The organism is Solwaraspora sp. WMMD792 (assembly GCF_029626105.1).
Lineage (GTDB): Bacteria > Actinomycetota > Actinomycetes > Mycobacteriales > Micromonosporaceae > Micromonospora_E.
In genome coordinates this window covers 2,792,435-2,815,054 of record NZ_JARUBH010000009.1, presented here as the reverse complement: position 1 = coordinate 2,815,054, position 22,620 = coordinate 2,792,435, and the positions used below count along the sequence as shown (strand labels likewise).

Here is a 22,620-nt window from a genome sequence, read left to right as displayed (position 1 = left end):
ACGTGGGCATCCTCAGTGGAACGCCGCGCCGCCGTCGACGTTGACCGTCTGTCCGGTGATGAAGTCGCTGTCCGGCCCGGCCAGGAAGGCGACCACGCCGACCAGGTCGTCCGGCACCTGCCGCCGTTTGATCGCCTGGCCGGCGACGATTGCCGCCTCCTGCTCCGGGGTGACGGTGGCCCGCGGGATCTCGGTCCGGGTGGCGCCCGGGGTGACCGCGTTGACCCGTACTCCGGCCGGGCCCAGCTCGGTGGCCAGCGCCCGGGTCATCCCGATCAGCGCCGCCTTGGAGGTCACGTAGTGCAGGTAGTGCGGTCGGCCGATCCACACGGTGGCCGACGAGATGTTGACCACCTTGCCGTAGCCGGCCCGGCGCATCACCGGCGCGACCGCCCGGGTGCACAGGAACGGGCCACGGACGTTGACCGCCATCACCTGGTCCCACTCGGCCGGGTCGATCTGGTCGAACGGCCGCATCGCCAGGGTCGAGAAGATCGCCGCGTTGTTGACCAGGACGTCGATCCCACCGAACGCGTCGGTGCCGCGCCGGACCATCGCCGCCACGCTGTCCGGGTCGGCGACGTCGACCTCGACGGCGAGCGCGCCGTCGCCGATCTCGGCGGCGACGGCACCAGCCGCCTCGGTGTTGCGGTCGGCCACCACCACCCGCGCCCCGTCGGCCGCCAGCCGGTGCGCGAAGGCCCGGCCGAGCCCTTGTCCGCCGCCGGTGACGATGGCCACCCGGCCGGCCAGCCGGTCAGCCATCGCCGAGCCGGGACAGTTCGGTACGGGCGTCCATCGGTTGCCACCACGGCTCGACACCCAGGTCGCGGGCGATCACCCCGGCGGCGATGTACCCGGCGCCGCCGCTGATCGCCCCGTTGGGGTGGCAGGCTGAGCCGGCCAGGTAGAGGTTCGGCAGCGGGGTGCGGTAGCCGAAGTGGTTGTGCAGCACCTGGTCGGCGCTGAGCGCCCCCATGAAGATGTCGCCGTGCCGCATGTTGATCAGTTCCTGCGCGTACTCGTAGGCGGTGTAGGTGTACGAGCCCAGCACGGTGGCGTCGGTCAGGTTGGGCGCGTACTCCCGCCACCTGTCCATGATCGACGCGGCCATGTCGCCCTGCATCCGGCGCAGGTTCTCGTGGTCGCCGTCGGGCGCCCACGGCACCACGTGCCAGGCGTACGCGGTGTGCTTGCCCGGCGGCGCCTGGCTCGGGTCGAGCACGCTCAGCGCCCCGGCACCGAACTGGACGTTGGTCGGCACCCGGCCGTTGTCCACGTCGTCGTGCGCGGCCATCAGACTGGCGATGGTCTCCGAGCCGATGTTGTACTTCAGCGCCCCGTTCACGTGCGGGTCGAAGGCCGCCGAGGTGTACGCCGGGGGCTCGTCGAGCGCCAGGTGCAGGCCGAACAACGTCCAGCCGGTGTAGTGGAACTTGTCCAGCCGGGCCAGGTAGTCGGCGGGCAGTTGGTCGCGGCCGACCAGCGTCTCCAGGGTCTGGTGCAGGTCCAGCGTGCTGGCCACGAACTGCCGGGCCCGCATCGAGCGCCCGTCGGCGAGTTCGATGCCGGTGGCCCGACCGCCCTCGACGACGATCCGCTCGACGTGCGCCTGGTTGACGAAGTGTCCGCCGGCGGCGATGAACTCCTCCATCAGCCCGCGGGCCAGATTCCAACTGCCGCCGGCGCACAGCTCGTAACCGGTGGTCAGGTCGAAGGCGCGGATCAGCGAGCCGAGCGGGCTGTGCGTGCCGAGCGTCTCGTGCAGCACGGTGCCGAACAGTGACAGCTTGAACAGGAACAGCACCTTGACCCGCTCGTCGGTGAACAGCTCCTCGACCACCTCGCCGGGTTGCCGTCGGGTCAGCTCCAGGAAGTCACGGCCCAACGCGGTACGGCCGAGCAGCTCGTCGCGGTCGGCCGGGCTCAGCGGCTCACTGAACCGTTCGCGCAGGAAGATCCGCTGGGTCATCTCCTCCGCCTTGGCGTTCCACTCCCGGAACGTGTCGGCGTCGGCCTTGCTGAACCGGCCGATGCTGGCCAGCGTCTCGTCGAGGTCGCGGGAGAAGACCAGCGCGCTGCCGTCGCGGTGCGGCTGGGCGAACTCGTACCGTGGGGTCAGATAGCGCACCCGGGCGGACAGCCCCAGGTCACGGAACCACGGCGTCGAGGTGACGCTGAAGTGGTTGATCGAGTGCAGGTTGTGCTGGAAGCCGGGCAGGGTCCGTTCCTCGGTGCTCAGCCCGCCGCCGTGGCGCAGCCGCCGCTCGACCAGGAGCACCCGCAGACCGGCCCGGGCCAGGTAGGTGCCGAGGATCAGGCCGTGCTGGCCGGCCCCGATGATGATGCCGTCGTAGGTGTCGGCCGGGTGGTCAGTGGTCGCCACGGTCGCCTCCTCGTGGGTCGTTCGTCGGTCCCAGGTGGACGGTGACCGACTTGGGCTGGGTGAACGAGTGCAGTTCCTCGACGCTCTCCTCGCTGCCGAGGCCGGAGTCCTTGACCCCGCCGAACGGCAGGCCGGCGAAGTGCCGGGACGCGGTGTTGATCCACACGTAGCCGGCGTCGACCGACCGGGCCCAGCGGTGCGCCCGACCGACGTCGCCGGTCCAGACGCTTGCGGTCAGGCCGTACGGCGAGTCGTTGACCATCCGCAGCGCCTCCCGCTCGTCGTCGAACGGGGTGACGCAGAGCACCGGCCCGAAGATCTCCTCGCGGGCCAGCGGGTTGTCCGGCGGCACGTCGACGAAGACGGTCGGCTCCACGTACGCGCCGGGCCCGTCCGGCAGGCCACCGCCGGTGGCCACGGTCAGCCCGGTGTCGCGACCCTGGCGCAGGAAGCCGGCGATCCGGTCCCGGTGGGCGGCCGAGACCATGGTGCCCATCTCGGTGGCCGGGTCCAGCGGATCCCCGACCCGCACCGCGCGGGTGCCGGCCACCACCCGCTCGACCACCTCGTCGACGAGCGAGCGGTGCACCAGCAGCCGGGAAGTGGAGCCGCAGGACTGCCCGCCGGTCCAGTGGAAGTTCATCCCGGCGACCGCGCCGGCGCTGGCGGCGGCCACGTCGGCGTCGGCCAGGATCACCATCGGGTTCTTGCCGCCCAGCTCCAACGACACCTGTTTGACGCCGTGCGCGGCGGCGGTGCGCAGCACCGCCTGGCCGGTACCGGTGCTGCCGGTGAACGCGATCCGCCGCACCAGCCGGTGGCCGACCAGCGCCGGCCCGACGGTGGCGCCGTCGCCGGTCAGCACCGCCAGCACCCCGGCCGGCAGCAGGTCGGCGACCAGCTCACCGAAGCGCAGCGCGGACAGCGGTGTCTGGTCGGGGGCCTTGAGCACCACCGAGTTGCCGGCCAGCAGCGGCGCCGCGACCCGGGAGGCGGCGAACATGACCGGATGGTTGTACGGCACGATCCGGGCGACCACGCCGTACGGCCGTCGGGTGGTGTAGTGCAGATGGTCGTCGCCGCCGGGCAGGGTCCGGCCGCCCAGCTGGTCGGCCCAGTCGGCGAACCGGTCCAGCAGCTCGGCGGCGAGGTCGACGTCGGTGGTCATCGCGGTGACCGGGTTGCCGCCGTCGGCCGCGTCGAGGTGACCGAGTTCGGCGCGGTGTGCGCGCAGCACGTCGGCCATCGACCGTAGTACGGCGGCCCGTTGCCGGGGCGGGGTGGCCGCCCACTGCGGTTGCGCGGCGTGTGCCGCCCGTACGGCCCGGTCGACGTCGGCGACGGTGGCGGCGGGTGCCCGGCCGAGCACCGCGCCGGTGGCCGGTGACCGGGTCGGGGTCGCCCCGCCGTCGCCGGCCGGGACCAGCCGACCGTCGATCAGCAGACGCCAGTCGCGTCCGGGGTCGGGGATCATCGCGCCTCGTCTCGGCTCGTCGTCGGGGTGGCGGTCGGCGCGTCCGGCGCCAGGTTCGCGGTGGGGTTCGCGGTGGGGGAGGAGCCGCGCTGGGCGGCGGTGTGGCCGAAGAGCCAGTCGGTGGACCGGTAGTCGGTGGGTCCACGGTGGGCCAGCGCGTCGTCGCGCAACGCCGCGGCGACGCCGTCGACGTGCCAGATGTCGCCCCAGGTGCGGGCGTTGCGCTGCACCCGGGCGGTGCGGGGGGCCCGTTCGCGGACGAACTCCCGCAGCGCGAGGTGGACCGGCGCGTCGGCGTTGATCGGCCCGGCGGGCAGGTGCCGGGTGACGGCGGCGGCGAGCGCGGCGGCGTCCTCCAGCGCCTGGCAGGCGCCCTGGGCCAGGTACTGCAGCATCGGATGGGCGGCGTCGCCGAGCAGGGCGACCCGGCCGCCGTGCACCCAGTCGTCGATCGGCGTCCGGTCGTACATCGGCCACCGCTGGTCGGTCCGGATCGCCTGGACGGCGGTCCGCACGTGCGGGCAGGCCCGGGAGAACGCCTCCTGCAGCTCAGTCGGGCCGCCCCAGTCCGGGTCGCCCTGCCGGTACCGTTCGCTGCGGAACACCGCGACCTGGTTGTAGTAGCTGCCGCCGCGCAGGGCGTACTGCACGAAGTGCATCCCGGGGCCGATGAAGGCGACCACCTCGGACAGGTCGGCGGTCCGGCTGGCCTGTTCGATCGGGATCGCGCCCCGGTAGGCGACGTAGCCGCTGCATTCCGGCTCGTCGTCGCTGACCAGGGCGCGGAACCGGGAATGCAGGCCGTCGGCGGCGACGACCCCTCGGGCGCGGTAGCGCTGCCCGCCGGCGCAGTCGATCTCGACGGCGTCCGGGCCGGGCCGGATCGCGGTCACCTCGCGGTCGGGTTCGAGTACCGCGCCGGCCTCGGCGGCCCCGGCGAGCAGCAGGTCGAGCAGGTCACGGCGGTGCGCGACGACGTACGGGGCCAGGTAACGCTCGGTGAACGGCCCGGTGAGGTCGAGCCGGTTCAGTTCCCGGCCGGTGCGGGCGTCGGCGAGGACCAGGTGCCGGGGCGCCAGCCCGGCGGCGATCAACCGGTCGAGCAGGCCCCATTCGCGTAGCAGCCGGGTGGCGTTGGGGGCGAGCTGGATGCCGGCACCGACCTCGCCGAAGGCGGCGGCCCGTTCCAACACCCGGACCTGCCGCCCGGCGCGGGCCAGGGCGAGAGCGGTGCCGAGCCCGCCGATGCCGCCACCGACCACGATGAACTCATCGGTCTGCCCGTCGCTGGCCGTCAACGTGCCTCCTGGTGGGTGTGGGCGGGACCGGTCTGCGGACGCGGGGCCGGCCGAGGTTGCCCGACGCTAACCCCGCTTCTGTTCAGAAGAATCTGCGTCGACCGGCGTTTCTGGTCAGCAGAACGACAGCCGGTTGGCTGGCTGCGGTCATACCGACCATGGCGTACCAAGCGCTTGTTAGGGTACGCTGCCCGCCATGTCGCCCCGAGACTCCGCCACCCCGCAGGCCGTTATCGTCGCCGCCGCCCGCTCGCCGATCGGCCGGGCGCGCAAGGGCTCGCTCGCCACGCTGCGCCCCGACGACCTCGCCGTGGACATCACTCGGGCCGCGCTGGCGCAGGTGCCCGCCCTGGACCCGGCGCAGGTGCAGGACGTCCTGCTCGGTTGCGCCCAGCCGGCCGGCGAACACGGCCACAACCTGGCCCGGATGGTCGCCGTCGGGTTGGGCCTGGACGGCACCCCTGGCACCACCGTGCAGCGCTACTGCGCCTCGTCGGTGCAGACCACCCGGATGGCCTTCCATGCGATCAAGGCCGGGGAGGGCGACGTCTTCATCTCCGCCGGCGTGGAGATGGTCTCCCGGTACGACGCCGGCAAGTCGGACAATCTGCCGGGGACTCGTAACGAGCGGTACGCGGCCGCCGGTGCCCGCAGCGCGGCGCGCGCCGCCGGCGACGGTGGACGGTGGCAGGACCCCCGGGACACCGGGGCGTTGCCGGATCCGTACATCGCGATGGGGGAGACCGCCGAGAACGTCGCGCAGGTCTACGGGGTGAGCCGGGCCGACCAGGACGAGTTCGCGGTGCGCAGCCAGAACCTGGCCGAGCAGGCGATCGCCGACGGCTTCTACGCCCGCGACATCACCCCGGTGACGTTGCCGGACGGCACCGTCGTCGACCGCGACGACGGCCCCCGCCCCGGGGTGCGGTTGGCGTCGGTGGCCGCGCTCAAGCCGGTGTTCCGCCCGGACGGCACGGTCACCGCCGGGAACTGCTGCCCGCTCAACGACGGCGCCGCCGCCCTGGTGGTGATGAGCGCCGCCCGGGCCGCCGAACTGGACGTCACCCCGCTGGCCCGGATCGTGGCCACCGGCGTCTCCGCGATCAGTCCGGAGATCATGGGCCTCGGCCCGGTGGAGGCGACCCGGCGGGCGCTGGGGCACGCCGGGCTGACCATCGGTGACATCGACCTGGTGGAGATCAACGAGGCCTTCGCCGCCCAGGTGCTGCCCTGCGTGCGGCTGCTCGGCATCGATCCCGACCGGGTGAACGTCAACGGCGGGGCGATCGCGGTGGGTCACCCGTTCGGGATGACCGGTGCCCGGATCACCACCACCCTGATCCGGGCGCTGCGCGAACGTGACCGGCAGTTCGGGCTGGTCACCATGTGCGCCGCCGGGGGGCAGGGGATGGCGATGGTGATCGAGCGGGCGAGCTGAACCCGGGCTGGCCAACCAATCAAGCGCTTGGTACATTGCGGGTGCGCCGGTTCCGGCGTACCCGCACCCGTGACCAGCCAGGATCGAGTAGGTGGCGATGACCGACAAACGGATGACCGCCGAGCAGGTGGTGAGCGAACTGCGCTCCGGCATGACCATCGGCATCGGCGGCTGGGGCTCGCGCCGCAAGCCGATGTCCCTGGTCCGGGCGATCCTGCGGTCGGACCTCGACGACCTGACCGTCGTCACCTACGGAGGCCCGGACGCCGGCCTGCTGCTCGCCGCCGGCAAGGTCCGCCGGCTGGTGTACGGCTTCGTCTCGCTCGACTCGATCCCGCTGGAGCCGCACTTCCGGGCCGCCCGCCAGGCCGGCGCCGTCGAGGCCGTCGAATACGACGAGGGCATGCTCTACCTCGGCCTGTACGCCGCCGCCTGCCGGCTGCCGTTCCTGCCCACCCGGGTCGGACTCGGCTCCGACCTGATGCGGATCAACCCGGACCTGCGGACCGTGCGCTCGCCGTACGACGACGAGGAACTGCTCGCCGTGCCCGCGCTGCGGCTGGACGCCGCCCTGGTCCACCTGCACCGTGCCGACGTCCACGGCAACGCCCTCTGCCTCGGGCCCGACCCATACTTCGACGACCTGTACTGCGCGGCCGCCGACCGCGCCTACGTCTCCTGCGAACAGGTCGTGCCGACCGAGCAGCTCACCCCGGCGTCGGCGGTGCTGGTGCGCCGCCACCAGGTCCGCGGCGTGGTCCCGGCCGCGCGCGGGGCCCACTTCACCTCGTGCGACCCGGACTACCCGCGCGACGAACCCTTCCAGCGGGAGTACGCCGCGGCGGCCGGCACCGAGCGGTGGGCCGCGTTCCGGGACCGCTACCTCGACACCGACGAGGCCGGCTACCAGCGGGCCGTCGCCGACCGCAACGAGTGGACGGAGGTGGCCCGGTGAGCGCACCGGCCGAACCGACCCGCGCCGAGGTGTGTGTGGTCGCCTGCGCCGAGGCGTGGCGCGGCGACGGGGAGATCCTGGCCAGCCCGATCGGACTGGTGCCGACGATCGGCGCCCGGCTGGCCAGGGCCACCTTCTCCCCGGATCTGCTGCTCACCGACGGTGAGGCCGCACTCGGCGTGGGCACCTGGCCGGTCGGCGGATCCCCGACACAGACCGAGGGGGCCCTGCCGTTCCGGCAGATCTTCGAGCTGATCTGGTCCGGCCGCCGGCACGTGATGATGGGACCGGGCCAGATCGACCGGTACGGCAACATCAACATCTCGGCGATCGGCGACTTCCACCGGCCGAAGGTGGCCCTGCTCGGGGTGCGGGGCGCACCGGGCAACACGGTCAGCCACCCGTGCAGCTACTGGGTGCCCCGGCACAGCCGCCGGACCTTCGTCGAACAGGTCGACCTGGTCTGCGGCATCGGCTACGACCGGGCCGCGTCGGCCGGACCGTCCGCGGCCCGCTTCCACCAGTTGTGTCGGGTGGTGAGCGACCTCGGGGTCTTCGACTTCGCCGGCCCGGACCACCGGATGCGACTGGTGTCGACGCATCCCGGCGTCACCGTCGAACAGGTCCACGAGGCGACCGGGTTCGAGCTGTGGACCGGCGGGGAGGTGCCGCAGACCCGGCTGCCGACGGCGCAGGAGCTGAGCCTCATCCGTACCGTCATCGACCCGGCCGGGCACCGCGACACGGAGGTACGGCGATGACCGACCGCCCGGAGCGGCCGGCCGCCGGCCCGGCCCGGACCCATCCGGCGCTGCGCACCCCGATCTGCGAGCTGTTCGGGGTGCGCTACCCGATCGTGCAGACCGGCATGGGCTTCGTCTCCGGCCCCCGGCTGGTCGCCGCCACCGCCGAGGCCGGCGGGCTGGGCATCCTCGCCGGCGCCACCCTCGACCTGCCCGACCTGGCCGCCGCGATAGCCGAGATCCGGCGGAACACCACGCGGCCGTTCGGGGTGAACGTGCGGGCCGACGCCGCCGACGCCGCGCAGCGGATCGATCTGCTGATCCGGGAGAACGTCCGGGTCGCCTCGTTCGCCCTGGCCCCGAAGCCGGAGCTGATCGCCCGGCTGCGCGACGCCGGGGTACGGGTGGTGCCGTCGGTCGGTGCCCGCCGGCACGCCGAGAAGGTGGCCGCCTGGGGTGCCGACGCGGTCATCGTGCAGGGCGCCGAGGGCGGCGGCCACACCGGTGCCGTCCCGACCAGTCTGCTGCTGCCGCAGGTGGCCGACGCCGTCGACATTCCGGTGATCGGTGCCGGCGGGTTCTTCGACGGCCGGGGTCTGGTCGCCGCCCTCGCCTACGGCGCGGCCGGGGTGGCGATGGGCACCCGGTTCCTGCTCACCAGCGACAGCACGGTCAGCCCGCAGGTACTGCGGCGCTACCTCGACGCCGGGCTGGACGGGACCGTGGTCACCCGGGCGCTCGACGGCGTACCACAGCGGGTGCTGCGCACCGACTTCATCGACCGGCTGGAACGCGCCGGGCCGGCACGCCGGCTGGTCCGCTCGGTACGCAGCGCCGCCCGGTTCCGGCACCTCACCGGAACCCCGTGGCGGCACCTGCTCGCCGAAGGTCGGGCGATGCGCCGCAACCGGGAGCTGACCTGGGGCCAGGTGCTGCTCGCCGCGAACACCCCGATGCTGCTGCGCGCCGCGATGGTCGACGGCCGGGCCGACCTCGGGGTGATGGCGACCGGGCAGGTGACCGGGCTGATCGACGACCTGCCCAGCTGCGCCGAACTGATCGACCGGATCGTCACCGAGGCGACGGCGGTGCTGGACGGACTGCAGGAGGGACGAGCCGATGGCGACCGTTGACCCGCCGGCCGGGCACGGCCTGCTCGCCGGCCGGACCGTGCTGGTCACCGCCGCCGCCGGCACCGGCATCGGCGCGGCGACCGCCCGACGCTGCGCCGAGGAGGGCGCCCGGGTGGCGATCAGCGACCGGCACGAGACCCGGCTGCGGGCGACCGCCGCCGAGCTCGCCGCCGCCACCGGTGTCGAACCCCTCGCCGTCGTCTGCGACGTGACCGTCGAATCCCAGGTCCAGGCCATGATCGACCAGGTCGTCGCCGGCTACGGCCAGCTCGACGTGCTGGTCAACAACGCCGGCCTGGGCGGTACCGCCCGGATCACCGAGATGACCGACGACCAGTGGCACCGGGTGCTGGACGTCACCCTCACCGGCACCTTCCGGTGCACCCGCGCCGCGCTGCGGCACATGATGCCGCGCGGCAGCGGCGTGATCGTCAACAACGCCTCCGTACTCGGCTGGCGGGCCCAGCAGGGTCAGGCACACTACGCCGCGGCGAAGGCCGGGGTGATGGCGCTGACCCGGTGCAGCGCCGTCGAGGCCGCCGAGGCCGGGGTCCGGGTGAACGCCGTCGCGCCGAGCCTCGCCATGCACGCCAACCTGGCCAAGGTCACCGACGACGCCCTGCTGGCCGCGCTGGCCGACCGGGAGGCGTTCGGCCGGGCCGCCGAACCCTGGGAGGTGGCCAACGTGATCGTCTTCCTGGCCAGCGACTACGCCTCGTACCTGGTGGGCGAGGTGCTCTCGGTCAGCAGCCAACACCCGTGAGGACCCAGTCATGACATCCACAGCGGACAGTGCGATGGTCGTCGCGACCACCGGCACCGACGGAGTGACCGAGATCGTGGTCGACCGGCCGCCCGTCAACGCCCTGCCGGTCGCCGGCTGGTACCGCCTCGCCGAGGCGGTCACCGCCGCCGGCGCCGACCCGGCCACCCGGGTCGTGGTGCTGCGGGCGCAGGGCCGTGGCTTCAACGCCGGCGTCGACATCAAGCAGATCCAGGCCGACCCCGGCAACGACGCGCTGATCGGCGCCAACCGGGGCTGCTTCGCGGCGTTCGCCGCCGTCTACGACTGCCCGGTGCCGGTGGTCGCCGCCGTCCACGGCTTCTGCCTCGGCGGTGGCATCGGTCTGGTGGGCAACGCCGACATCGTCATCGCCAGCGACGACGCCACGTTCGGGCTGCCCGAGGTGGACCGGGGCGCGCTCGGCGCCGCCACCCACCTGTCCCGGCTGGTGCCGCAGCACCGGGCCCGGGCGATGCTCTACACCTCCGCCACCGCCACCGCCGCCGAGCTGCACGCCTACGGCTCGGTGCTGCGCGTGGTCCCCGCCGCCGCGCTGCGGTCCGCCGCGCTGGAGGTCGCCCGGCAGATCGCCGCCAAGGACCCGGCGGTGATCCGGGCGGCGAAGGAGTCGCTCAACGGCATCGACCCGTGGGACGTCAAACGCAGCTACCGCTACGAGCAGGGCTTCACCTTCGAGTTGAACCTGTCCGGTGTCGCGCACCGGGTCCGCGACGGCTTCGGCGACCGGCCCGCCCCCGGGCCGGCCCGGCATCACGGTGCTGGCCCGGCAGCCGACCCCGGCCAGGAGGGCTGACCGATGGACCTGCGTCCGGACCCCGCCGACGAACAGTTCCGCGCCGAGGCCCGCGACTGGCTGCGCGCCCACCGGCCAGCCCGTCCGCTACCCTCCGGTGACACCCGGGCCGGCTTCGCCGCCCACCTGGAGTGGGAGCGCACGCTGCACGACGGCGGCTGGTCGGTGGTCTCCTGGCCGCGCCGCTACGGCGGCCGGGACGCCTCGCTCTGGCAGTGGTTGATCTTCGAGGAGGAGTACGCCGCCGCCGGCGCTCCGCAGCGGGTCACCCAGAACGGCATCTTCCTGCTCGCGCCGACCCTGTTCGAGTTCGGCACCGACGAGCAGCGGGACCGGATCCTCCCGGCGATGGCCGCCGCCGAGCAGCTGTGGTGCCAGGGCTGGTCCGAACCGGGCGCCGGCAGCGACCTGGCCGCGTTGACCAGCCGGGCGGTCCGCGACGACGCGGCCGGCGGGTGGCGGCTGACCGGGCACAAGACGTGGACCACCCGGGGCGCGTTCTGCACCCACCTGTTCGGCCTGTTCCGCACCGACCCGCAGCAGCAGCGGCACCGGGGGCTGACCTACTTCCTGGTGCCGCTGGACGCCCCCGGGGTGACCGTGCGGGGATTCGGCCGGTTCGACGGCGACGAGGGGTTCGCCGACGTCTACCTCGACGACGTGTTCGTCCCCGACGCCGACGTGATCGGCGAGGTCGGGGCCGGCTGGCGGGTGGCGATGGCCACCACCGGCTCCGAACGGGGCCTCACCCTGCGCCCGCCGGGCCGGTTCACCGCGGCCGCCGCCCGGCTGGTCCAGCTGGCCGGCGACCGGCCGGACCGGCTCACCGGCCGGCTGCGCGAGCAGGTGGTACGGGCCTGGCTCGGCGCCCGCGCCTACCAGCTGTTCACCCTGGCCCAGGTGACCCGGATGCTCGACGGTGACCCGCCGGGCGCGGCGGCCAGCCTCAACAAGATCCACTGGTCCGAGCTGGACATCGCGCTGCACCGTACCGCCCTCGACCTGCTCGGCCCGGACGCCGAGGTCGACGCCGACTGGACCCGGGGCTTCCAGTTCTCCCTGGCCGGCCCGATCTACGCCGGCACCAACGAGATCCAACGCGGCATCGTCGCCGAGCGGCTGCTCGGCCTGCCCCGACGCTGAGGAGGAGACGGCATGCGGTTCGCCCTCACCGACGAGCAGGCCACGCTGCGCGACGCGGTTGACGACCTGCTCACCGCCGAATGCCCACCGGCGGTGGTCCGCGCCGGCTGGCCCGGCGGGGATCCCGCGCCGCTGGACCGGCTGTGGACCGCGCTCGCTGAGATGGGTTTGCTCGCCGCGATGGTGCCCGAGTCCGCTGGCGGACTCGGACTGACCGAGGTGGACCTGGCGCCGCTGCTCACCGCCGCCGGGTACGCGGCGGTGCCACTGCCGGTGGCCGAGACCGCCGCCGTCGCCGGCCCGCTGCTGGCCGCGGCCGGCGACCCCGGCGGGCAGCTCGCCGCGCTCGTCGAGGGCCGCTGCCGGATCGCCGTCGCCGGGCCGGGCGGCCTGGTCCCGTACGGGCAGCGGGCCGACCTGCTGCTGCTCCTGACCTCGCCGGACGGACCCCGGCTGGTCCGGCCGGACGAGGTCGCGACCACGCCGGTGCCGACCATGGACGGCAGCCGGGCCGCGTTGCGGCTCACCGGCGACCCCGCCGTCGGGCCGTCCGTCGGCACCCGGCTCGACGTGCCGGCGGACCTGCTGGCGCTGACCGCCGACCGGGCCACCCTGGCCGCGTCGGCCCAGCTGGTCGGGCTCGGCCGGCGGATGCTCGACCTCACCGTCGCGCACGTCGGCACCCGCCGCCAGTTCGGCGCCCCGGTCGGCAGCTTCCAGGCGGTGCAGCACCAGCTCGCCGACGCCCTGCTCGGGCTGGAACTCGCCGCCCCAGCGGTGCTCGCCGCCGGCTGGGCGGCCGCCACCGGTGCCGACAGCCGCCCGGCCGACGTGTCGGCCGGCTACCTGCTCGCCGCCGACGCCGCCGAGCAGACCGCCCGCGCCGCGCTGCAGTGCCACGGCGCGATCGGCTACACCGTCGAGTACGACCTGCACCTGTACGCCAAGCGGGGGTGGGCGATCGTGGCCGCGGCCGGCGGCACCGACCACCACCTCGACCGGCTCGGCACCGCGATCGGACTGCCGGCCGCCACCGCCGAGCAAGGAGGACGACCGTGACCGACGCCGCCGACGACGCTACGGCCCACGACGACGAGGCGGTGGTCCGGTACGCCACCGACGGGCCGGTGGCGGTGGTCACCATGAACCGCCCCCGGTACGCCAACGCGCAGAACTCCGCGATGACCTACGCCCTCGACGACGCCTTCTCCCGGGCCGCCGCCGACGACGACGTACGGGTGGTGGTGCTCGCCGGTGCCGGCAAGCACTTCTCGGCCGGGCACGACATCGGCACACCCGGGCGCGACGCCGACCGCAGCTTCCCGCGCCGGGCCGGGCTGTGGTGGGACCACGTCGGCAAGGCCGGCGCGGAGAGCCGGTTCGCCCGCGAGTCCGAGGTCTACCTCGGCATGTGCCGGCGCTGGCGGGAACTGCCCAAACCGACCGTCGCCATGGTGCAGGGCGCCTGCATCGCCGGCGGTCTGATGCTCGCCTGGTGCTGTGACCTGATCGTCGCCGCCGACGACGCCCGGTTCGCCGACCCGGTGGTACGGATGGGCATCCCCGGCGTCGAGTACTTCGCCCACCCGTGGGTGATGGGACCCCGGTTCGCCAAGGAGTTCCTCTTCCTCGGCGAGCGGGTGGACGCGGACCGGGCGTTGGCCCTCGGCATGGTCAACCGGGTGGTGCCCCGGGCCGAGCTGGAGGCGTACACGATGGAGCTGGCCGGCCGGATCGCCACCATGCCCCGGCTCGGTCTGGCGCTGACCAAGAAGGCGGTCAACCAGGCCGAGGACCTGATGGGTCTGCGCGCCGGGATGGATTCGGTGTTCGGTCTGCACCACGTGGCGCACGCACACAACGCGGAGGTCGGTGACGATCCGCTGGCCGGCCACGACGCCCGGAGCATGCGCGAGCGGACGGACGGTGCCGGCTGATGCGGTTCGACCTGCAGCTGTTCGGCCTGCCGGCCACCGAGTACGCGCCGCTCGCGGTGCACGCCGAGCAGCTCGGCTTCCACACCGTCTGGCTGGCCGACCACGTGATCACCCCGGCACAGTACGCACCGACCTACCCGTACCGGTCCTCGGGCGACCCCGGCATCCGGCCGAGCACCCCGTTGGCCGACGTGACCGTGACGCTCGGCCACCTGGCCGCCCGGACCACCCGGATCCGGCTCGGTACCGGCGTGCTGATCGCTCCGCTAAGGGACCCGTTCCACATCGCCCGTGCCTGGGCCAGCCTGCAGCAGTTGTCCGCCGGCCGGGCGGTGCTCGGCGTCGGGGTCGGCTGGATGGCCGAGGAGTTCGCCGCGCTCGGCGCCGACTTCGGCACCCGGGGCGCCCGCACCGACGAAATGCTGCGGGTGCTCGACCTGCTCTGGTCCGGCCGGCCGGTCGCCCACCACGGGCGGTTCTTCGACTTTCCGACCGTACACTTCGGTGCCGCGCCGCAACCGTCGGTGCCGGTGGTGGTCGGCGGGCACAGCCGGGCCGCGCTGCGTCGGGCGGCCCGGCACGGCGCCGGCTGGTTCGGGCCGGACGTCGACCTGGCCACCTCCGCCCGGCTGTGCGGTCGGATAACCGCGCTGCGGGAGCAGCTCGGCCGGGCCGACGACGACTTCACCCACCACGTCCGGCTCTCCGGCGAGATCAGCGTCGCCGCCGTCGAGGCGTACCGCGACGCAGGACTCAATCACCTGGTCGTCGCGCCGTTCACCCGGCTGCCACCGGCAGCCACCCGGGCGGACCGGCTGGCCGCCCTCGACTCCGTCGCCGAGCGGCTCGCGCCGCTGTGGCCCGACCCGGCATCGGCCGGCCACCCCGCAGGAGAGAACGCATGACCGCAGCCACCGGACCGGCCGTCTTCGACCGGGCGACCATCGACGAGTACACCCGGGCCGGGCACTGGGACGACGACACCATCGCGTCGATGGTCGCCCGGCACGCCGCCGCCCGCCCCGACGACCCGGCGTTCATCGCCACCGACGCCACCCTGAGCTGGTCGGCGTACGACACGCTGAGCACCCGGCTGGCCGGCGGCTACGCGCTGGCCGGCCTGCGGCCGGGGGAGCGGATCGCCACCCTGCTCACCAACGGCGCGCTGGTGCACGTCGCCTACCTCGCGGCGCAGAAGGCCGGCCTGGTGACGGTCGGCATCGGCCCCCGGGCCGGCGCGGCCGAGGTACGGCACCTCATCCGGCGTACCCGGGCGACCGCGCTGCTCACCCGGCCGGTGCACCGGGGCCGCGCCGCCGCCGACCTGGCCGCCGAACTGCGCGCCGGAGACCCGGCGCCGGACCGGCCGGCGCACCTGGCCGTACGGCTGACCCCGGCCGGCGAGGTCAGCCTGCTGCGCGACGGTGAACCACTCCCACTGCCCGACGTGGCCACGGCGGCCGCCGCCCTCGCCGGCCGCGGCCTCGGCGCCAACGACCTGTTCTTCCTCAACTCCACGTCGGGCACGACCGGGCTGCCCAAGTGTGTGATGCAGACGATGAACACCCGCAAGTACTTCGGGCCGCTCGCGGCCGAGGCCGCCCGGTTCGGTCCGGACGAGGTGTTCGCCAGTGTGCTGCCCGCCCCGTACGGCTTCGGGCAGTGGAGCGGGCACGTGGTGCCGACCATGTACGGCTACCCGACGGTGCTGGCCGAGGAGTTCGACGCGGAGCAGACCTGGCAGCTGATCGAACGGCACCGGGTCACCGTGCTCGCTGCGGTGACCAGCCAGTTCGTGATGATGCTCAACGCCGGTGGGCACGCCGGGCGGGACGTGTCGTCGCTGCGGGTGCTGTTCACCGGCGGGGAGCGGGTGCCGGCCCAGCGGGCGGCGAGGTTCGAGGAGGAGACCGGCTGCGCCGTGCTGCAGTTCTACGGCTCCAACGAGGCCGGACCGATCAGTGTGACCCGGGTCGACGACTCCCGGGAGCACCGGCTCGGCACCGCCGGCCGGGTGATCCCGCAGATGCGGGTCCGGCTGTTCGACGCCGACGGCACCGATGTGACCGCGTCCGGCGGGCCCGGGCAGTGCGCCGCCCGGGGGCCCGGGCTGACCCCCGGGTACTACGACGACCCGGACGCCAACCGGCAACTGGTCAACCCGCAGGGCTGGATGCTCACCGGTGACCTGGTGCGGATCGACCCGGCCGGGTATCTGACGGTCACCGGCCGGGTGGCGGACTTCATCATCCGGGGTGGACACAACATCAGTGTGCTGGCCGTCGAGGAGGCGGTCGGCGGTTGCGAGCGGGTCGCCCAGGTGGCGGTGGTGCCGGCCGCCGACGAGGTGCTCGGCGAGCGGGCCTGCGCGTACGTGGTGACCACCGACGGAGCCGAGCTGACCCTCGACGAGCTGCGGGCCGAGCTGGCCGCCCGGGGAGTCTCCAAGTACGAGTGGCCGGAACGGCTGGTAACCCTGGCCGAGCTGCCGCTGAGCGCGGGCGGCAAGGCGGACAAGGCCCGGTTGCGGGCCGACGCCGCGAACCGATTCGGCTGACCGGCCGGTGTCGGCTCCCGGGAGACCCGAGGTCCCTCCCCGGGCTTGATGCCACAGGTGCATCCTGATGCACCTGTGGCATCAAGCCCGACCGGTACCCCGTCCCGCGACAGTGACGCCGTGCTCGCATGCCGGTGCGGGGTCAGGAGCCGGACCAGATCGCGACGACCTGATCGCTGGTGGTCCAGTCCTCCGGGGCGAGCAGGGCCCGGAAGGCCGGTTCGCAGGCGGCGGTGAGCTCGGCATTGTTGTTGGCGACGCAGTCGGCCGGCACGACGGTGAAGTAGTCCCGTTCGATCGCGTCGCGCACGGTGGACTCGACACATCCGGTGCCGGCGACACCGGTCACCACCAGGCTGCGGATGTCCCGGCTGCGGAGCAGGTTCTCCAGTTGGGTGCCGACGAATGCGCTGCGCCGCAGCTTCTCGAACACCACCTCGCCCGGCTGCGGGGCGAGCTCGTCCACGATCTCCCAACCCCAGGTGCCCCGCATGCAGTGCAGCGGTTCGAAGCCGTGCCGCAGGTTGTCGGCGAGCCAGACCGGTGAGGCCAGGGACCCGTCGGGATGCTGTACCACCCGGCAGTAGAGCACCGCGACGCCGGCCCTGCGGGCTGCGGCGACGAGCCGGGCGATCGGCGCGACCACGCCCTGGAAGCCGGCCACCATCGCCGTTCCGAAGGCCTTCGCGCAGTATCCGTCGTCGTGCACGAAATCGTTCTGCATGTCCACGACGAGCAGCGCCGTACGGGTCGGTTCGATCTTGAGGTCGAGGCGGTCGGGCAGGACGTGACCGAGGTAGCTGCGGGCCATCGGAGCTCCCGGGGGATCGGCGGGCGGGCGGGTGCCCGGGCGGAACCCGAGAACCCGCCAAGCAAGTGCTTGGTTGACCTGATGGTATGCCCGGTCCGGTCGACCGGGCAATGCCCCGGCCCGGCAACCCACCCGCCGACGCAGACCCGGGGCGACCCGGTGGCGCCCGGGGGTGCGCCGACGGCCGTCGGCGCACCCCCGGGCGGTGGTCACCAGGTGGCGCAGTAACCGACGCTGAACGTCCGGGCACCCGGCTTCAACGTCCGGTTCCAGTCCACGCCGGTGATCCGCCAGGTTCCGTCGCCGAACGACTCCCGCTCGAAGTTCCACGCGGTGTAGACGTCGCCGGGCAGCTCGACCACCGCCCGCCAGTCGACCGGCTGATCGGTGGCGTTGCTCGCGACGATCTCCGTGCAGTACCCGCCACCGCTGTCCGAGTCCCACTGCGTGATCGGCTCGAACGTCACGTCGACATTGGTGCCGTCGACCAGCCGGCCGACCCCCCACCGCGCGGTCGTCTGGTAGCCGACACCGTTCTGCTCGGCCCAGTTGCGGATCGCCGTACGGGCACCGTCGGCGGCGTCATTGACCTGGAAGTCCAGCCCGTGGAAGGTGTCCAGACCGCCGTACTCGAGCAGACTGATCGCCGCCTCGACGGTGTAGCCCGTGTCGGTGCGCACCGCCGCGCTGGTCAGCCGCCCGGCCTGGAACGCCTCGTCACCGGTGCCGAACGAGACGACGTTGTCGGCGTTGATCCGGATCTGCGTGTCGTCGTAGCGGTAGGGGCCGTTCTTCGCGTTGCCGGCGTCGACGTAGATCTCCACCGAGTCCTGCGTCCACGGATCGGAGCCGGTGACGTCGACCACCGGGTCGGCCACCTCGGCCAGCACGTACAACGTCTGGTCCTGCCACAGGGTTCGGACGGTGGCCACCGCCCCGTCGGTGCCGGACACCTGCTTGGCGGTGGTGACCTGGTTCGCGTGCGACCAGCCCGCGTCGACCGTACCATCGATGACCGGAGCGCTCGGCGTCCGCACCACCTCCAGGTAGGACAGCTCCTCGACCAGGGTGAGGGTGCCGACGGTGCCGGCCGTGGCCCAGCCGGTCGTGGTGTCGTCGTCGGTGACCCGTACGTCGAAGGAAACGGTGCCGCCTTCGGCCGGATCGGTCAGCGGCAGCTGCGCGACGACGGCGTAACCGCCGTCCCCTTCGGTCGCCACCGCCGGTACGTCCCCCGATCCGTCCCGGGCCACCGGGTACGTCTCGCCGTCGAGCACGAACTCGACCCGGTCGTCCGACGACGGGGTGGGGTCGGTGACCGAGACGTACGCGGTCAGCCGGTCTGTCGACCAGCGCAGCTGGAACCCCGCCGCCTCCTCCACCGGGTGCAGGGGCAGCTTGCGCCAGGTGAGATCCGAGGTGACCCCGGCGGACAACGCGACGTCGCCGGCGAAGACGTTCGCGGTGCGCAGCCGGGCCGGGAGCTCCGCGTCGACCGCGCCGTAGTACGCCGGCTTGGCCTGATATCCGTCGTCGAACAGCAGCGGGGCGCCGCTGTCGGAGCGCCACGACCGACCGTCGGTCAACCCCCACACGGTGACGACGGCCAGTTCATCAGTGTACGCCCGGAAGATCCGGAACGCGTCCCGCAGAAAGTAGCCCTGCTCGATCAGGTTGGCCTGGGTCACCGGGGTCCCGATCGTGACGTCGAGCTCGGTGACCGCCTGGACCACCGGCAGACCGGCGAACCTTTCCAGCGTGGTCTCGAGGCTGCCGACCGGTGTCGACAGCGACACGTGAAACTGGTGCCCCACCCCGTCGAGCGGCACGCCTCGGTCGAGCAGCCGCTCGACGAGCGCGTGGTAGCGCGTCTGCTTGCCGCTCTGCTCGGTGTTGTAGTCGTTGATGAACAGGGTGACCGGATCGGTGTCGGCCACCGCGTACACGTCGTTGAACGCCTCGTCGGCGTACTGGAACGACAGGTCGATGAACTCCTCGCCGAGGATCCGGTACCATTCGCTGCGGCGCAGGCCGTCGGCGTACTCGCCGCTGTCGCTGACCACCTCGTTGACCACGTCGAACGCGTTCAGCGGGTTGGTGTCGGAGCCGAACCGGCCGTACCGGTCGCTCAGCGACTCGGCCACCGCGAAGATGTGCCCGCGCAGCCGGTCGCGCAGCACCTGCTGGTCGGCGGCCGACGAACTCAACGGCTCGCCGTCGGCGTCCTGGAACATCCACTCGGGGGTCTGGCTGTGCCAGACCAGCACGTGCCCGTACACGCCGAGCTCGTTGGCCTGTGCGAAGTCCATCATCGCGATCGCCTGCTCGTGCGGCCGGAAGTTGCGGTCCGCGTCGTACCACGCCTCCGGCTTCATGTGGTTCTCCGGCGTGATGTTGGTGAAGTGCCGGGTCAGCAGCTCGGCGGCGGACCCGACGGTCTCCCGGCTGTCGATCGCGACGCCGACCGGGAAGTCGGTGGTCTCGTGGATCCCGGTGAGGTCCTCGACGACCGGTGGCTCGGGCACCCGCACCACGACGTCGTCGAGCAGGAAGTCGCTGGTGTTGCCGGTGACGTCCGCGCCCTGCCAGCTGGTCTCGAAGTAGAGGAACGCGCTGGTGAAGGTCGGCGCGGTGAAGCTCGCGGTCACTTCGGTCCACCCGTCGTCGGTGACCGTGTCGAACTGGGCGAGGGTGCTGAACGACTCGCTGCCGTCGGCGGTGGTGGCGGCGATGCTCAACCAGATGGCGTCGGTCGGCTGACCCTGCGCGAACCGCAGCCAGCCGGACAGTTCGTAGCCGACGCCCGGCTCGAACGCGGTGGTGACGTCCCGCCCGATTCCGGCGCCCTGGTTGACCCGGTCGGTGACGAGCGCGGCCGTCGCGCCGCCGTGCGCGACGTCGGTCAACTCGACGGTCGGTGCTCCCGGGCCACCGTCGCGCGGCCCCCAACCGTCGAGGCCGTCCTCGAAGTCGCTGTCGATGACGACGGTGCCCGGCGGCGGCCCGCCCGGCCCGGTGTCCGGCGCGGTGATCAGGATGTCGTCGACCAGGTACGTGGCGGTGGCCTCGGCGGCCTCCAGGTAGACCTGGTACGTGGCCGGGTCGGCGTCGGCCGGCACGGTGAACTCGCCGGTCACCGTGGTCCAGTCGTCGGCGGTGACCGTGGTGTCGCCGATCCAGTCGTAGTCCGGCTTCATGACGAACCGGAATCCGGACGACGCCGGCCCGTCCGGGGCCAGCCGGACGCGCGCCGAGAAGGTGTGGGTGACGCCGGCGGTGAAGATTCCGGTCGGGCTCTGCAGCCCGTCGAACCCTTCGACACGGTCGCTGACCCGCAGCGCCCGGCCGTCCTCGGTGTCCACGACGGTCAGGGTGGGGCCACCGCTGGCGGACCAGGTGCCGGTGGTGCCGTCCTCGAAGTCGACCGCGCTCACCGTGACCACGCCGGGAGTCTCGTCGGGGCCGGTGACGAGAACGTCGTCGAGCAGGAAGGGGGTGGTCCCGGCGGCTTCGACGTACAACGTCGCCGAGGCCAGGCCCGCCGGCATGGTGTACTCACCGCCGATCCGCACCCAGCTGTCGGCGGTGGTCTCGGCCTCGTCGCCGATCCAGGTGTACGTGTCGTCGCCGCCGTCGGCCGGGGTGGCGGCGACGGTGAAGTGGACGCCGGCCGTGCCGTCGGTGCCGGCCGGCAGCTTCACCCAGGCGGTGACCGAGTAGGCGACGCCGGGCGAGAACAGGTCGGTCGCGCTGGTCGCGGGGCCCTGCCAGTCGGCGGTACGGTCGGTGACCGACAGACTGCTCGCGCTGTCCCGACCTTCCTCGGCGATCGCCAGCGTCACGTCACCGCGAGGGCCCCACGGTGCGTACGAGCCGGATTCGAAGTCGTTGGCGAGCACCGTGGTGTCCGCCGTCGCGGCCGGGGCGGTCGCGATCGTGGCCACCAGCGCGGCCGCGCAGGCCGCGGCGAGGGCGGCCAGTCGCGCAGGGGGACGGGGTGAGTGGTATCTGAGGCGCATGAAGGCTCCTGCACGGACGTACGTACGTGTGGTCGGTGCCTGGTGAATCGCGCCAGCAGATCCAGACGGCGGAAATGTTAGCCGGGCGGAGCGGGTACGTCGAGAGACTCCGGCCTGCCGAGCGGCATGGGTCAACAGTTGTTGCTGGTCAGCCGCACGGTGTACTCGTAGTCGTCGTGGGTGATGCCCGACGGCAGGCCGTCGAAGTAGGTCTCCACCTTCTGCCAGCCGCGCCGTTGCTCGTAGTGCAGGTGTGGCGCGCCCGAGTTGCCGGTGCTGCCGAGCAGCCCGATCGGTTCGCCGCGCGCCACCCGCTGACCCTCCCGGACCATCGGCGGTTCGAGCAGATGCAGGTACTGCGTCTCCCACCGACCGCCATGGTCGATCTTGACCCAGTAACCGCCACCACGGCCCCGGGGGCCGTCCGGATCCTGCGGGTTCCGACCGCCTACCGAGCCGTTGACGCCGGCCACGGTGACCACGCCGTCGGAGGAGGCGAGCACCGGTCGACCCCACGGGTCGCCCTCGGTCGGGAACAGGTCGACGTCGTAGTCGTCGTGGCCGGGGTAGGTGCCCAGCTGCCAGGTCTCGCCACAGGCGACCGGGAGCTGGAACAATGGCCGCGGTCCCGGCTCCCGCAGCCACGGCACCACGACCACACCCAGCGCGACGACGGCCGGCACCGTCGCGACGGCGACGAGGATCAGCAGGGTACGCAGGGTCCGGCCGCGACGTCGGCCAAGGCGGCGGCCGGTAGGAAACCCGGTGGTCACCCTTGCGAGCATGGCAGACGTCGGCACCATGCCGGGAGGTGGGCCGTCGTACTGCCAGCTGACCGTCAGCTTCCGCCCAGCTGGACCTGGACACCACGAGCTACCGTGGCGGGCGTCGGGACCCAGGGCTGGAGGAGCCTACGATGAGCAGCTTCATCAAACGTTTCCTGCTGTCGATGCTTGCGTCGAAGCTGAGCCGGCACGCCCGGCGGCGGGGGCACGGCTCGCCCGTCGACAGCCTGCTCCGTGAGGTCGACCACCGGCTCAACCGCCGGCACCGGGGCGGCCACTACGGTCACTACGGCAGTGGCCACCACGGCTACCACGGGCACTACCGGCGCAAGCGCTGGTGACC

Annotated in this window: 19 protein-coding genes; 12 read left to right on the top strand and 7 right to left on the bottom strand. The window is 73.1% G+C overall.

The window, feature by feature from the left end; genetic code table 11:
- Positions 1-12 precede the first annotated feature (12 nt).
- The 4 genes from O7629_RS13855 to O7629_RS13840 are packed head-to-tail and all read right to left on the bottom strand — an operon-like array spanning position 13 to position 5,158.
- Positions 13-765, bottom strand: a complete 753-nt coding sequence (locus tag O7629_RS13855) for a 3-oxoacyl-ACP reductase family protein (RefSeq protein ID WP_278169611.1) — start codon at positions 763-765, stop codon at positions 13-15.
- Positions 758-2,386, bottom strand: a complete 1,629-nt coding sequence (locus O7629_RS13850) for an NAD(P)/FAD-dependent oxidoreductase (protein WP_278169610.1) — start codon at positions 2,384-2,386, stop codon at positions 758-760. The genes O7629_RS13855 and O7629_RS13850 overlap by 8 nt, the downstream gene beginning before the upstream one ends.
- Positions 2,373-3,860: an aldehyde dehydrogenase family protein gene (locus O7629_RS13845; protein ID WP_278169609.1), complete on the bottom strand. Its 1,488-nt coding sequence runs from the start codon at positions 3,858-3,860 to the stop codon at positions 2,373-2,375. The genes O7629_RS13850 and O7629_RS13845 overlap by 14 nt, the downstream gene beginning before the upstream one ends.
- Complete coding sequence (locus tag O7629_RS13840; RefSeq protein WP_278169608.1) at positions 3,857-5,158, bottom strand: FAD-dependent monooxygenase; 1,302 nt, start codon at positions 5,156-5,158, stop codon at positions 3,857-3,859. The genes O7629_RS13845 and O7629_RS13840 overlap by 4 nt, the downstream gene beginning before the upstream one ends.
- Positions 5,159-5,354: 196 nt before the next feature.
- On the opposite strand from O7629_RS13840, the gene O7629_RS13835 reads away from it, so the two are divergent.
- The 11 genes from O7629_RS13835 (at position 5,355) to O7629_RS13785 (ending at position 16,662) form a co-directional block, all read left to right on the top strand.
- Entirely contained in the window at positions 5,355-6,596 is a 1,242-nt protein-coding gene (locus tag O7629_RS13835) for an acetyl-CoA C-acetyltransferase (RefSeq protein ID WP_278169606.1), read from the top strand.
- Positions 6,597-6,693: 97 nt separating this feature from the next.
- Positions 6,694-7,551 (top strand): CoA-transferase, encoded by an 858-nt coding sequence (locus tag O7629_RS13830; protein ID WP_278169605.1) that lies wholly within the window; start codon positions 6,694-6,696, stop codon positions 7,549-7,551.
- Entirely contained in the window at positions 7,548-8,312 is a 765-nt protein-coding gene (locus tag O7629_RS13825) for a CoA-transferase (protein WP_278169604.1), read from the top strand. The genes O7629_RS13830 and O7629_RS13825 overlap by 4 nt, the downstream gene beginning before the upstream one ends.
- Complete coding sequence (locus O7629_RS13820; RefSeq protein WP_278169603.1) at positions 8,309-9,427, top strand: nitronate monooxygenase; 1,119 nt, start codon at positions 8,309-8,311, stop codon at positions 9,425-9,427. Before O7629_RS13825 ends, O7629_RS13820 begins: the two co-directional genes overlap by 4 nt.
- A complete protein-coding gene (locus O7629_RS13815; RefSeq protein WP_278169601.1) occupies positions 9,414-10,190 on the top strand; it encodes an SDR family oxidoreductase in 777 nt (258 codons plus the stop codon). Before O7629_RS13820 ends, O7629_RS13815 begins: the two co-directional genes overlap by 14 nt.
- 10 nt (positions 10,191-10,200) lie before the next feature.
- Positions 10,201-11,025, top strand: coding sequence for an enoyl-CoA hydratase family protein (locus O7629_RS13810; RefSeq protein WP_278169599.1), 825 nt, complete (start codon positions 10,201-10,203; stop codon positions 11,023-11,025).
- 3 nt (positions 11,026-11,028) lie between these two features.
- On the top strand, positions 11,029-12,168 hold the full coding sequence (locus O7629_RS13805; RefSeq protein WP_278169597.1) for an acyl-CoA dehydrogenase family protein: 1,140 nt from the start codon (positions 11,029-11,031) through the stop codon (positions 12,166-12,168).
- Positions 12,169-12,180: 12 nt separating this feature from the next.
- A complete protein-coding gene (locus tag O7629_RS13800; RefSeq protein ID WP_278169596.1) occupies positions 12,181-13,227 on the top strand; it encodes an acyl-CoA dehydrogenase family protein in 1,047 nt (348 codons plus the stop codon).
- Positions 13,224-14,105, top strand: coding sequence for an enoyl-CoA hydratase (locus tag O7629_RS13795; RefSeq protein ID WP_278169595.1), 882 nt, complete (start codon positions 13,224-13,226; stop codon positions 14,103-14,105). Before O7629_RS13800 ends, O7629_RS13795 begins: the two co-directional genes overlap by 4 nt.
- Positions 14,105-15,010, top strand: coding sequence for a TIGR03619 family F420-dependent LLM class oxidoreductase (locus O7629_RS13790; RefSeq protein ID WP_278169594.1), 906 nt, complete (start codon positions 14,105-14,107; stop codon positions 15,008-15,010). The genes O7629_RS13795 and O7629_RS13790 overlap by 1 nt, the downstream gene beginning before the upstream one ends.
- A complete protein-coding gene (locus tag O7629_RS13785) occupies positions 15,007-16,662 on the top strand; it encodes a class I adenylate-forming enzyme family protein (protein WP_278169593.1) in 1,656 nt (551 codons plus the stop codon). The genes O7629_RS13790 and O7629_RS13785 overlap by 4 nt, the downstream gene beginning before the upstream one ends.
- Before the next feature lie 142 nt (positions 16,663-16,804).
- On the opposite strand, the gene O7629_RS13780 is transcribed toward O7629_RS13785, so the two are convergent.
- From O7629_RS13780 to O7629_RS13770, 3 genes are all read right to left on the bottom strand, one after another.
- Positions 16,805-17,473: an isochorismatase family cysteine hydrolase gene (locus O7629_RS13780; protein WP_278169592.1), complete on the bottom strand. Its 669-nt coding sequence runs from the start codon at positions 17,471-17,473 to the stop codon at positions 16,805-16,807.
- A 209-nt stretch (positions 17,474-17,682) separates the two neighbouring features.
- Positions 17,683-21,492, bottom strand: coding sequence for an endo-1,4-beta-xylanase (locus tag O7629_RS13775; RefSeq protein ID WP_278169590.1), 3,810 nt, complete (start codon positions 21,490-21,492; stop codon positions 17,683-17,685).
- A gap of 131 nt (positions 21,493-21,623) precedes the next feature.
- Positions 21,624-22,265, bottom strand: coding sequence for a M23 family metallopeptidase (locus tag O7629_RS13770; RefSeq protein WP_278169588.1), 642 nt, complete (start codon positions 22,263-22,265; stop codon positions 21,624-21,626).
- Positions 22,266-22,408: 143 nt separating this feature from the next.
- Between O7629_RS13770 and O7629_RS13765 the strand changes: the two genes are divergently transcribed.
- Positions 22,409-22,618, top strand: a complete 210-nt coding sequence (locus O7629_RS13765) for a hypothetical protein (RefSeq protein ID WP_278169587.1) — start codon at positions 22,409-22,411, stop codon at positions 22,616-22,618.
- Positions 22,619-22,620 lie beyond the last annotated feature (2 nt).

Coding starts and splice junctions, on each gene's coding strand:
- O7629_RS13855 (WP_278169611.1), bottom strand. CDS start 765: ATGGCTGACCGGCTGGCCGGCCGGGTGGCCATCGTCACCGGCGGCGGA.
- O7629_RS13845 (WP_278169609.1), bottom strand. CDS start 3,860: ATGATCCCCGACCCCGGACGCGACTGGCGTCTGCTGATCGACGGTCGG.
- O7629_RS13835 (WP_278169606.1), top strand. CDS start 5,355: ATGTCGCCCCGAGACTCCGCCACCCCGCAGGCCGTTATCGTCGCCGCC.
- O7629_RS13830 (WP_278169605.1), top strand. CDS start 6,694: ATGACCGACAAACGGATGACCGCCGAGCAGGTGGTGAGCGAACTGCGC.
- O7629_RS13820 (WP_278169603.1), top strand. CDS start 8,309: ATGACCGACCGCCCGGAGCGGCCGGCCGCCGGCCCGGCCCGGACCCAT.
- O7629_RS13815 (WP_278169601.1), top strand. CDS start 9,414: ATGGCGACCGTTGACCCGCCGGCCGGGCACGGCCTGCTCGCCGGCCGG.
- O7629_RS13810 (WP_278169599.1), top strand. CDS start 10,201: ATGACATCCACAGCGGACAGTGCGATGGTCGTCGCGACCACCGGCACC.
- O7629_RS13805 (WP_278169597.1), top strand. CDS start 11,029: ATGGACCTGCGTCCGGACCCCGCCGACGAACAGTTCCGCGCCGAGGCC.
- O7629_RS13800 (WP_278169596.1), top strand. CDS start 12,181: ATGCGGTTCGCCCTCACCGACGAGCAGGCCACGCTGCGCGACGCGGTT.
- O7629_RS13790 (WP_278169594.1), top strand. CDS start 14,105: ATGCGGTTCGACCTGCAGCTGTTCGGCCTGCCGGCCACCGAGTACGCG.
- O7629_RS13785 (WP_278169593.1), top strand. CDS start 15,007: ATGACCGCAGCCACCGGACCGGCCGTCTTCGACCGGGCGACCATCGAC.
- O7629_RS13780 (WP_278169592.1), bottom strand. CDS start 17,473: ATGGCCCGCAGCTACCTCGGTCACGTCCTGCCCGACCGCCTCGACCTC.
- O7629_RS13775 (WP_278169590.1), bottom strand. CDS start 21,492: ATGCGCCTCAGATACCACTCACCCCGTCCCCCTGCGCGACTGGCCGCC.
- O7629_RS13765 (WP_278169587.1), top strand. CDS start 22,409: ATGAGCAGCTTCATCAAACGTTTCCTGCTGTCGATGCTTGCGTCGAAG.